The organism is Pseudomonas sp. GW821-FHT09A09 (assembly GCF_059418405.1).
Genome location: NZ_JBWKPU010000011.1, coordinates 187,405 through 196,123, shown reverse-complemented (window position 1 = coordinate 196,123; position 8,719 = coordinate 187,405). Strand labels below are relative to the sequence as shown.

Below are 8,719 nucleotides of genomic sequence, written 5' to 3'. Positions count from 1 at the left end.
GTATAGCGCAGTCCGGTAGCGCGCCTGCTTTGGGAGCAGGATGTCAGGAGTTCGAATCCCCTTACCCCGACCATATTAAAAATCCTCGTATCGAAAGATACGGGGATTTTTTTTGCCTTTTTTTCAGTTCGATTTGTGCAAATTCCAAACAGATATTGTGCTGATTGGTGCGTTGGTGCGAACGCGGTGTGCTCCTAGACTGGGCCACGTCAGTATCTCTCCCCAACAGGAATTCGCATCATGAACCGCACCGCTTCTTTCCTCGCTGCTCAACCTGCTCGCTCATTACCTCAGTTGATCAAATCCACGCTCGTGGGCTTGGGCATGATCATGGGCCTCGGTCAATTTGCCGTTGCTGCCGACGCTGCGGCGAATAAGCACCCGACCATTCGCGCCATGTCAGGCGCCGAGCCCATCGGTCGGCTGGATCCGAAAACCACAGCCTTGCTGGTCATCGATTTCCAGAATGAATACTTCACCGGCCGTATGCCGATCCCCGACGGCATGAAGGCCCTGGACAACACCCAGCGTCTGATCAAATTTGCCGACAAGGAGCATATTCAGGTCATCCACGTGCAGCACATCGCCCCGGAGGATGCGGCGGTATTCGCCACAAACGGCAAAACCGTCGATTTTCAACCGCTGATGAAGCCGCGTCCGCAAGACAAGCTCGTGCAGAAAACCTCCGTCAGTGTATTTGCCAGCACCGATCTTGATGCGCAATTGAAGCAAGTGGGCGTCAAAACCCTGATTATCACCGGCCTGATGACTCACGCCTGTGTCGCCGGCGCCGCTCGAGACGCTGCGCCGTTGGGCTATGACGTTGTGGTAGCATCCGATGCCACCGCCACGCGGGCCATCACCCGTGCCGATGGCCGTTCGGTGACCAAGGATGAGTTGCAAAACTCGGCGCTGGCCGAGATCGAAGACACCTTCGGCTCGGTGCTGAGCACGGCGCAAATCATCGCCTTGCCGGTTAACTGAGCCCTTCTGAACAGCCAGGGATCGTCTGCTTCATGAACCAGTTGTCCGCCATGCGCGCCTTTCGGTGCATCGTTGAAGCCAAGGGTTTTTCTGCCGCCGCAGAACGCCTGGACACCACGCATTCGACGATTTCACGGCAGTTGCAACAGCTGGAGATTGAACTGGGCGCCCAACTGATCAACCGCAATACACGGCGTTTCAGTCTGACCTCGGCGGGAGAGCAGTACTACGCGGCGTGTGTCGATATCCTCGATCGTGTCGAGGCCGCGTCCCAAGCCATTGCCCAGGGACATCAACGCCCGGAAGGCCTGCTGCGGGTCAGCGTGCCGCTGGTGGTGGGCACGTTGGAGCTACCGCACTGGCTGCCGGGTTTTCAGCGTCGTTACCCCGATATCGAGCTTGAATTGCATGGCGACGATCAATTCGTTGACGTGGTCGCTGATGGTTTTGACGTTGTGATACGCATCGCCAGCACCTTGGCGGACACGACCTTGGTGGCCCGCACGCTGACGGTCTCCAGGCAGGTATTGGTGGCATCACCGAGCTACATTGGCCGGCATGGCTTGCCCCGTTCGGCCCAGGAACTCGACGCGCATCGCTTGCTGACCTTCATTGGCGCGACTTCGGATTGGGCGCTGAGCCCGGCGCGGGGCGAGACCATCAAGGTCACGCCCCCGGGGCAGTTTCGAAGCAATACCATCAGTGCACTGCACGCGGCGACATTGGCCGGGGCGGGCATTGCATGCTTCACCCAGGCAACGGTGCGCAATGACTTGGCGCAGGGACGGCTTGTACCGATCCTGCCCAATTATTCGCTGGGCGAGCGGCACTACTACGCGCTCTATCCGCAGTCCCGGCATCTGGCGCCGAAGGTCCGGGCGTTTGTCGACCACATGGCCGAGTTTTACGCGGCCCAATAAAAAATCCCCCTGCCGTTTGGTAGGGGGATTTTTTTTGCAGCGAGATCGTCAATCAGTGCAGCTTGAGCCTAGGCTCGGTCCCGCGACCAATCTTGCTACCCAGCATCAACATGGCCGTACGGAAGAACCCGTACAGCGCCATCTGGTGCATGCGGTACAGCGACACGTAGAACATCCGCGCCAACCAGCCTTCCAGCATCACGCTGCCAGTAAGGTTGCCCATCAAGTTACCCACCGCCGAGAACCGCGACAGCGAGATCAACGAGCCGTAGTCGGTGTACTTGTAGGTTGGCAGGTCTTTGCCTTCGATACGCAGCTTCAGCGACTTGGCCAGCAGCGATGCCTGCTGGTGAGCAGCCTGGGCGCGTGGCGGAACGTTGCGGTCGGTGCCCGGTTGCGGGCAGGCAGCGCAGTCGCCGAAGGCAAAGATGTTTTCGTCACGGGTGGTTTGCAGTGTTGGCAGAACTTGCAACTGGTTGATGCGGTTGGTTTCCAGGCCGTCGATGTCTTTGAGGAACCCCGGCGCACGAATGCCGGCCGCCCACACCTTGAGGCTGGCTGGAATCACCTGGCCGCTGCTGGTGATCAGCGCATCGGCTGTCACTTCACTGACCGCCGAATTGGTCAGCACGGTCACGCCGAGCTTTTCCAGGGTTTTATGCACAGGCCCGCCGATGCGTTCCGGCAGGGCAGGCAGCACCCGTGGCCCAGCCTCGATCAGGGTGATGTGCATGTTTTCCGGTTTGATGCGATCCAGGCCATAGGCCGCCAGTTCATGCGCAGCGTTGTGCAGCTCGGCGGCCAGTTCAACACCGGTCGCACCGGCGCCGACGATGGCGACACTGATTTTCTCTTCCACGTCGGTTTGCCCGGCATGGGCGCGCAGGTAGTGGTTGAGCAGTTGTTGGTGGAAGCGCTCGGCCTGTTTGCGGGTGTCGAGGAACAGGCAGTGTTGCGCCGCGCCCTCGGTGCCAAAGTCGTTGGTGGTGCTGCCAACGGCGATCACCAGGCTGTCGTAGCTCAGCACGCGCGCGGGCACCAGTTCACGGCCTTCTTCATCGAGGGTGGCGGCCAGCTGGATTTTCTTCTGTTCACGATCAAGCCCGCTCATGCGCCCCAGCTGGAACTCGAAGTGGTTCCATTTTGCCTGGGCGACATAATTGAGTTCGTCTTCCGATGAATTCAGGGAGCCGGCGGCCACTTCGTGCAACAGAGGCTTCCAGATGTGGGTGAGGTTGGCGTCCACCAGCGTGATGCTGGCCGTGCCGCGCTTGCCCAGAGTCTTACCCAGGCGGGTAGCCAACTCCAGGCCGCCGGCGCCGCCGCCGACGATAATAATACGATGGGTCATGGGGATATCTCGCAAGGCTAAAAGAAATCGGAGCAGTTACCCCCGCGAGCGCCAGGCAGCTCATAGCGTCAGGTAACTCAGAAGGCGACTCAGCAGGCCAAGCCCGATCACGGCCGCCAGCACCACAACGAGGAGCAGCCACGGCCTGAAAGGCTTGCGCTCGACTCGGTTCTGGGAGAGTTGCAGGTACTCTTCGACATGCTGTTGGTCATCGGGGTTCAGGCGGCTGGTCATAAAGGCCTCGTCAGGTAGACGTTGCAAAAGGGCGCCACGTTACAGACTGTGAGTGGGCGGCACCGCCACAAGCTTAGCCGGTGCCCGCGTCACAGGCTGATACCTACGTCGAATACTATGCTGCGCCCCAGGTTGTTGCGCAAGAAATCCGGTGCGTCGGGGTGGGCGAACAGCACCCGCGCAAAGGTCGGCCCCACCAGCGACAGCGAGCGCCAACCCTGGCGCAGGTACTCGGTGGGCGGCGGGAAGTGGCTGTTGAGGTCCAGCACCTCGCGCTTTAGGCTGGTGAACGCGATCAGGTCCAGCTCCCCCAGGTCCATGCCCCGTTCTTTATAGTTGTGCGCTTTTTTACGCAGCGTCGGTGCCAGGCGCAGCAGAAATTCATGGGCGGGGATGCGTCGCGGCTTGGCTTCGCGCCGCACCAGTTGGCTCAGGGAGAATGCGCTGCGCCGCCTGAGCAGCTCATCTCGCCATTCGTCGTTAAGGCGCCGGCCTTCATCCAGAACGAAAAACACCTCGAAACTGGCGTCTCGAAACAGCACGTCCGGCGGCTCCTGCCCAGCCGCGTGAAACTCTTCGGCGCGGTAGGGCACATTCAAGCCTTGCAGCAGGCGCTGGCAGACCCAACGCTCACGCTCCCATTTGCGGGCATTGGACAAGAACGCATTGGCTTGTTCGGCCGCTACAGTGAGCAGGCGCAAGTAATCTGAGTCATCCATGCTTGCAGCTTAGCGCCCAAATGATGACCGCAGGAAGTCCTGCTGCAAAAGCGCGGTGTAGACTGGCCGTACAAAGGTCAATCGGGCATGGGGAGTGCGTCGTGAAGTTTTTTGTTGTGCTGTTTTTGAGTCTTCTGCCCCTTTGGGCCCAGGCCGTTGAAGTGGGTGAGCGGCTTGCGCCCTGGACGTTGCTGGACCAGTTCGATCAGGCCTACAGTTTGAATGATCAGGCGCAGATTCTGTTGGTCGCCCGCAGCATGGAAGGCGCAAAGCTGGTGGATGCGGCGTTGCAAGGCCAGCCCAAGGGGTATTTGGAAGCGCGACAGGCCGTGTTTGTCGCTGACATCCAGCGCATGCCTCGGCTGATCGCCAAGTTGTTCGCGGTGCCGGCCATGCAGGCCTACAGCTATCGGGTGATGCTGGATCGCGACGCGCGTGTCGTGCCGCGCTACCCGGGGCCTGTGGATAAAGTGCTGTGGTTGCAACTGGATAAGGGCAAGCTGGTTGCGCAGCGTGAATACGGTTCTGCCGCTGAGCTGCGTCAGGCGTTGGAGCAGGTGGCACCGTGATCAGTGCCGCGGTGCTGGCGCCAGAAACCCTCACGATCGGGTGGCTGTTGTTTGCACCCGTGGTGATGTGGGCGGTCCTGCGCTCGTCCTGGCTTGAGTTGTTCGCCGACCGTCGGCGCCAGCACCTGTTGTTCGGCACGGTGTTCGCGTTGTTCATGCTGTGGCTGGTGCGGCGGGATTTCGACACCGGCGTTTCCTATCACTTTATCGGCATGACCGCCGTCACCTTGTTGCTTGACTGGCCGCTGGCAATCGTCGGCGGTGTTGCGGCCCAAATGGGCCTGGTGCTGTTGGGGCGCCAGGACCTGGCAGCGGTGGGGGTCAACGGCCTGCTGTTGATCGGTTTGCCCGTGCTGGTGACCGAGACCTGTGCGCTGCTGGTCGAACGGGCGCAACCCAGGAACCCCTTCGTGTACATCTTTTGCTCCGGCTTTTTTGCCGCCGCGCTATCGGCGTTGCTCTGCCTGTTGATGGGGCTGGGCCTGTTGTGGTTCGACGGCCGTTTCGCGATGCCGGAATGGCTGGAAGATTTCGTCGGCTACCTGTGGCTGATGATCTTTCCCGAGGCCTTTATCAACGGCATGGTAATCAGCGCCCTCGTGGTGTTCTGCCCTGAATGGCTGGAGACCTTCAACCGTACGCGCTATCTCTCGGCGCCCTGGAAGGATGACGATTCGCAGCGTTGACCTGGATCAAATCCCGCACAGCCGAGCAAGCCCATGCTCTGCGAAATTTTCCTGGGCAAAGGTGGGAGCACGAATCATGAGTGTGTACGAATGGGCACGGCAAGAGCTGCGTAGAAGCCAGGATGCCGCGCAAGAAATCGGCTTTGACCCGGGCCTGACGCTGCGCGCCATGCTCAGTGCGGTGGTGCAGCAGAGCAAAGGCGTGCGCAGTTTCGAAGACCTGGCCGACGAGCTGCAATACCTTGCAGAGAACCTCGACGACCAGCAGGAGTACGCCTTTATGCGCCCTTAGTGGCGTGGCGGCAGGTCTTCGGAAAACAGCTCGTCTTCGGCGTCCGGTGCTACGGGAATCTTGTGTTCTTCAGCTGCCCAGGCGCCCAGGTCGATGAGTTTGCAACGGTCCGAGCAGAACGGGCGGTTGAGGTTGGTCGCTTTCCATTCCACGGGGGCGCCGCAGGTTGGGCAGTCGACAGTCAGGGGTTGGCTCATGATCGGCCTCCACGCAAAGTAAGGTAAAAGTGGTGCAGTCGCTCGACCTCGCTGTGCAACCACGCGAGGTCCTTGTCATTGACCAGTACATCGTCGGCATGTTTCAGGCGGTCTTCACGGCTGGACTGGGCCTTGAGAATCGCCTGCACCTGTTGCTCGCTGATGCCGTCGCGCTGCAGGGTACGCTGAATCTGCAATGATTGCGGCACGTCGATCACCAGGATGCGCTGGGTCATGCTGTACTGGCCCGATTCGATCAGCAGCGGCGACACCAGGATCGCGTAGGGCGATTGAGCACGCGCCAGGTGGCTGCGAATTTCCTCGCCAATCAGCGGGTGCAGCAGGGCTTCGAGCCAGCGCCGCTCTTCGGGCACTTCGAAGATCAGTTTGCGCAACGCAGCGCGGTCCAATTGGCCGTCAGGTTGCAGCACGCCTGCACCAAAGTGTTCGGCGATGCTAGCCAACGCCGGCCGGCCAGGTTCCACGACCCACCGGGCAGCATGGTCGGCGTCGACCAGGTCAATGCCAAGGTCAATAAAGTGCTGCGCGGCGGCGCTTTTACCGCTGCCGATGCCGCCCGTGAGGCCAAGAATCCAGGGTGTTGCAACAGAAGTGGTCATCTGAAACCGACAGACTGCAAATAGAAGTCGGTTATTTGACCACCCCAGAGCAATGCAATCCAGCCGGCAATGGCCAGATACGGACCAAACGGCATCGGGGTCGACGCCTGGGCCTTGCGCAGGCGCAGTAACAGCAGCCCGACAAACACCCCGACCAGCGATGACATCAGCAAGGTCATGGGCAGCACTTGCCAGCCACCCCAGGCGCCGAGCAGCGCCAGCAGCTTGAAGTCGCCATGGCCCATGCCGTCCTTGCCGGTGACCAGCTTGAACAACCAGAACACCGACCATAGGCTCATGTAGCCGATCACTGCGCCCCACAAGGCATCGGGCAGTGGCACCAGCAGTTCGAAGTTGTTGACGATCAGTCCCAGCCACAGCAGGGGCAACACCAGCACGTCCGGCAACAGTTGGTGGTCGGCGTCGATCAGGCTCATTGCCAGCAGGCCCCAACTCAATACCAGCACCACAAAGGCTTGCCCGCCAAAGCCGAAATGCCAGGCAACCACGGCCGAGAGCAGCCCGCAGGCCAGCTCGGTGAAGGGGTAGCGGGTGCTGATGGGCGCGCGGCATCGGGCGCAGCGCCCCTTGAGCATCAGGTAACTGAGCAGCGGGATGTTTTCCCAGGGGCGAATCGGTTGGTTGCAATGCGGGCAGCAAGAATTGGGGCGCATCAGATTGTAGGTGGGACCGGGAGGGTCAACAGGCAACCCAAGCACTTCCTGGGCCTGGATACGCCAGTCCCGTTCGAGCATTTTCGGCAGGCGCCACACCACCACATTGAGGAAGCTGCCGACAATCAGGCCCAGCACCAGCGCCATCGCGGTAAACGCCCACGGGTGCTCACTCAACAGCAGGCTCAAAATGCCGAACCCAATTGGAAGACAGGCAGATACATGGCAATCACCAGCGCACCGACAATGCCGCCCAGCACCACCATGATCAATGGCTCCATCAGACTGGTGAGGTTATCGACCAGGTGTTCCACATCGGCCTCATAGTGGTTGGCGACCTTTTCCAGCATGTGGTCCAGGGTGCCTGATTCTTCGCCAATCGCAGTCATCTGGATTGCCATGCCCGGGAACAGGTTGCTGGCGGCCATGGATTGGTTCAGCGGCATGCCGGTTGAGACGTCGTGACGCATGTGTTCGATTGCCTGTTTAAAGGGCCCATTGCCCACGGTGCCTGCCACGGAGCCCAGCGCTTGTACCAGGGGCACGCCTGCTGCAAAGGTGGTGGAAAGCGTGCGGGCGTAACGAGCGACGGCGGATTTTTTCAGCAGTGTGCCTGCTAGTGGAACCCTCAACAAACCCGTATCTATTTTGTATCGAAAACTACGGGACCCCCGATAGGCTTGGCGTACTGCGACCATGGCGGTACCCAGCCCCAGTGCAACACCCCACCAGGCGCGCTGCAGAAACTCCGACAGGGCGATGACCTGTAGGGTAAACCCCGGTAATTGGCTGTCGACCCCGGCGAACAGACTTTGGAATTGCGGCACCACATGGATCAGCAACACCGTGCTGACCACGCTGGCGACCAGCAGTACCGCGATGGGGTAGGTCATGGCTTTCTTGATGCGGGCCTTGAGCTGTTCGCTTTTCTCCAGGTGGATGGCGACGCGTTCCAGAAGGGTTTCCAAAGCACCGGCCAATTCCCCTGCGGCAACCAGGTTGCAATACAGCTCATCGAAGTAGCGCGGGTGCTTGCGCAGTGCCGTCGCCAGGCTGTTGCCGGTCGCTATCGCGTGCTTGAGCCCTTTTACCAGTTCGCGCACCTGCCGGTTTTCGAAGCCTTCGCTGATGATGTCGAAGGCCTGCAACAGGGGAATGCCGGCCTTCAGCAGCGTCGCCAACTGCCGGGTGAACAGGGCAATGTCCGCAGGCTTGATCGTTGCGGCCAGGCGGGGCATGCCGGCAGGTTTCCTGCGCACGCGTTCGGGGCAGATGCCCTGCTGGCGCAAGTGTGCCTTGATCAGTGCCACATCGTGGCCAACGGTTTGCCCGGACACCTTGCGCCCCTTGCGGTTGATGCCTTCCCAGGCGTAGATCGTCGAAGTGTCGTTCATGTCTCGTTTGCGCACTGAGGGAGTGGAAGATTTATAGCTTAGTCAGATGACGGATTCGGGCCGGCCGGTGTTGCACGAT

General features: G+C 60.5%; 12 protein-coding genes. 5 read left to right on the top strand and 7 right to left on the bottom strand.

Annotated features, from left to right (window positions below; all coding sequences use genetic code 11):
• Positions 1 to 240 precede the first annotated feature (240 nt).
• Together AC07OV_RS12550 and AC07OV_RS12545 are read left to right on the top strand one after the other, a co-directional pair.
• The gene (locus AC07OV_RS12550) at positions 241 to 984 is read left to right on the top strand and encodes a cysteine hydrolase family protein (protein ID WP_494996527.1); all 744 of its coding nucleotides are present in this window, start codon (positions 241 to 243) and stop codon (positions 982 to 984) included.
• A 32-nt stretch (positions 985 to 1,016) separates the two neighbouring features.
• Entirely contained in the window at positions 1,017 to 1,904 is an 888-nt protein-coding gene (locus AC07OV_RS12545; protein ID WP_495092326.1) for a LysR family transcriptional regulator, read from the top strand.
• A gap of 52 nt (positions 1,905 to 1,956) precedes the next feature.
• Here AC07OV_RS12545 and AC07OV_RS12540 read toward each other — a convergent pair whose 3' ends face one another.
• The 3 genes from AC07OV_RS12540 to AC07OV_RS12530 all read right to left on the bottom strand — a co-directional run bounded on the left by AC07OV_RS12540 (position 1,957) and on the right by AC07OV_RS12530 (position 4,208).
• Positions 1,957 to 3,255, bottom strand: coding sequence for an NAD(P)/FAD-dependent oxidoreductase (locus AC07OV_RS12540; protein WP_176995150.1), 1,299 nt, complete (start codon positions 3,253 to 3,255; stop codon positions 1,957 to 1,959).
• 60 nt (positions 3,256 to 3,315) lie between these two features.
• Positions 3,316 to 3,489 carry a DUF3094 family protein gene (locus AC07OV_RS12535; protein WP_176995149.1) on the bottom strand — a complete coding sequence of 58 codons (174 nt, stop codon included), beginning with the start codon at positions 3,487 to 3,489 and terminating at the stop codon, positions 3,316 to 3,318.
• Between the two features lie 89 nt (positions 3,490 to 3,578).
• Entirely contained in the window at positions 3,579 to 4,208 is a 630-nt protein-coding gene (locus AC07OV_RS12530) for a DUF1780 domain-containing protein (RefSeq protein WP_083360208.1), read from the bottom strand.
• Between the two features lie 101 nt (positions 4,209 to 4,309).
• On the opposite strand from AC07OV_RS12530, the gene AC07OV_RS12525 reads away from it, so the two are divergent.
• The 3 genes from AC07OV_RS12525 (at position 4,310) to AC07OV_RS12515 (ending at position 5,755) form a co-directional block, all read left to right on the top strand.
• Positions 4,310 to 4,777, top strand: a complete 468-nt coding sequence (locus AC07OV_RS12525) for an FAD/FMN-containing dehydrogenase (protein WP_176995148.1) — start codon at positions 4,310 to 4,312, stop codon at positions 4,775 to 4,777.
• On the top strand, positions 4,774 to 5,463 hold the full coding sequence (locus tag AC07OV_RS12520; protein ID WP_176995147.1) for an energy-coupling factor ABC transporter permease: 690 nt from the start codon (positions 4,774 to 4,776) through the stop codon (positions 5,461 to 5,463). The genes AC07OV_RS12525 and AC07OV_RS12520 overlap by 4 nt, the downstream gene beginning before the upstream one ends.
• Positions 5,464 to 5,539: 76 nt before the next feature.
• A complete protein-coding gene (locus AC07OV_RS12515; RefSeq protein WP_003171680.1) occupies positions 5,540 to 5,755 on the top strand; it encodes a hypothetical protein in 216 nt (71 codons plus the stop codon).
• Here the strand turns inward: AC07OV_RS12515 and yacG are convergent.
• From yacG to AC07OV_RS12495, 4 genes are read right to left on the bottom strand one after another with little or no spacing between them, the layout of a single operon-like run.
• On the bottom strand, positions 5,752 to 5,952 hold the full coding sequence (gene yacG, locus AC07OV_RS12510; protein WP_003188437.1) for a DNA gyrase inhibitor YacG: 201 nt from the start codon (positions 5,950 to 5,952) through the stop codon (positions 5,752 to 5,754). The genes AC07OV_RS12515 and yacG overlap by 4 nt on opposite strands.
• Positions 5,949 to 6,572, bottom strand: coding sequence for a dephospho-CoA kinase (gene coaE / locus AC07OV_RS12505; protein ID WP_494996530.1), 624 nt, complete (start codon positions 6,570 to 6,572; stop codon positions 5,949 to 5,951). The genes yacG and coaE overlap by 4 nt, the downstream gene beginning before the upstream one ends.
• A complete protein-coding gene (locus AC07OV_RS12500; RefSeq protein WP_495092325.1) occupies positions 6,569 to 7,435 on the bottom strand; it encodes a prepilin peptidase in 867 nt (288 codons plus the stop codon). Before AC07OV_RS12500 ends, coaE begins: the two co-directional genes overlap by 4 nt.
• The gene (locus AC07OV_RS12495; protein ID WP_495092324.1) at positions 7,432 to 8,640 is read right to left on the bottom strand and encodes a type II secretion system F family protein; all 1,209 of its coding nucleotides are present in this window, start codon (positions 8,638 to 8,640) and stop codon (positions 7,432 to 7,434) included. Before AC07OV_RS12495 ends, AC07OV_RS12500 begins: the two co-directional genes overlap by 4 nt.
• Between the last annotated feature and the right edge of the window lie 79 nt (positions 8,641 to 8,719).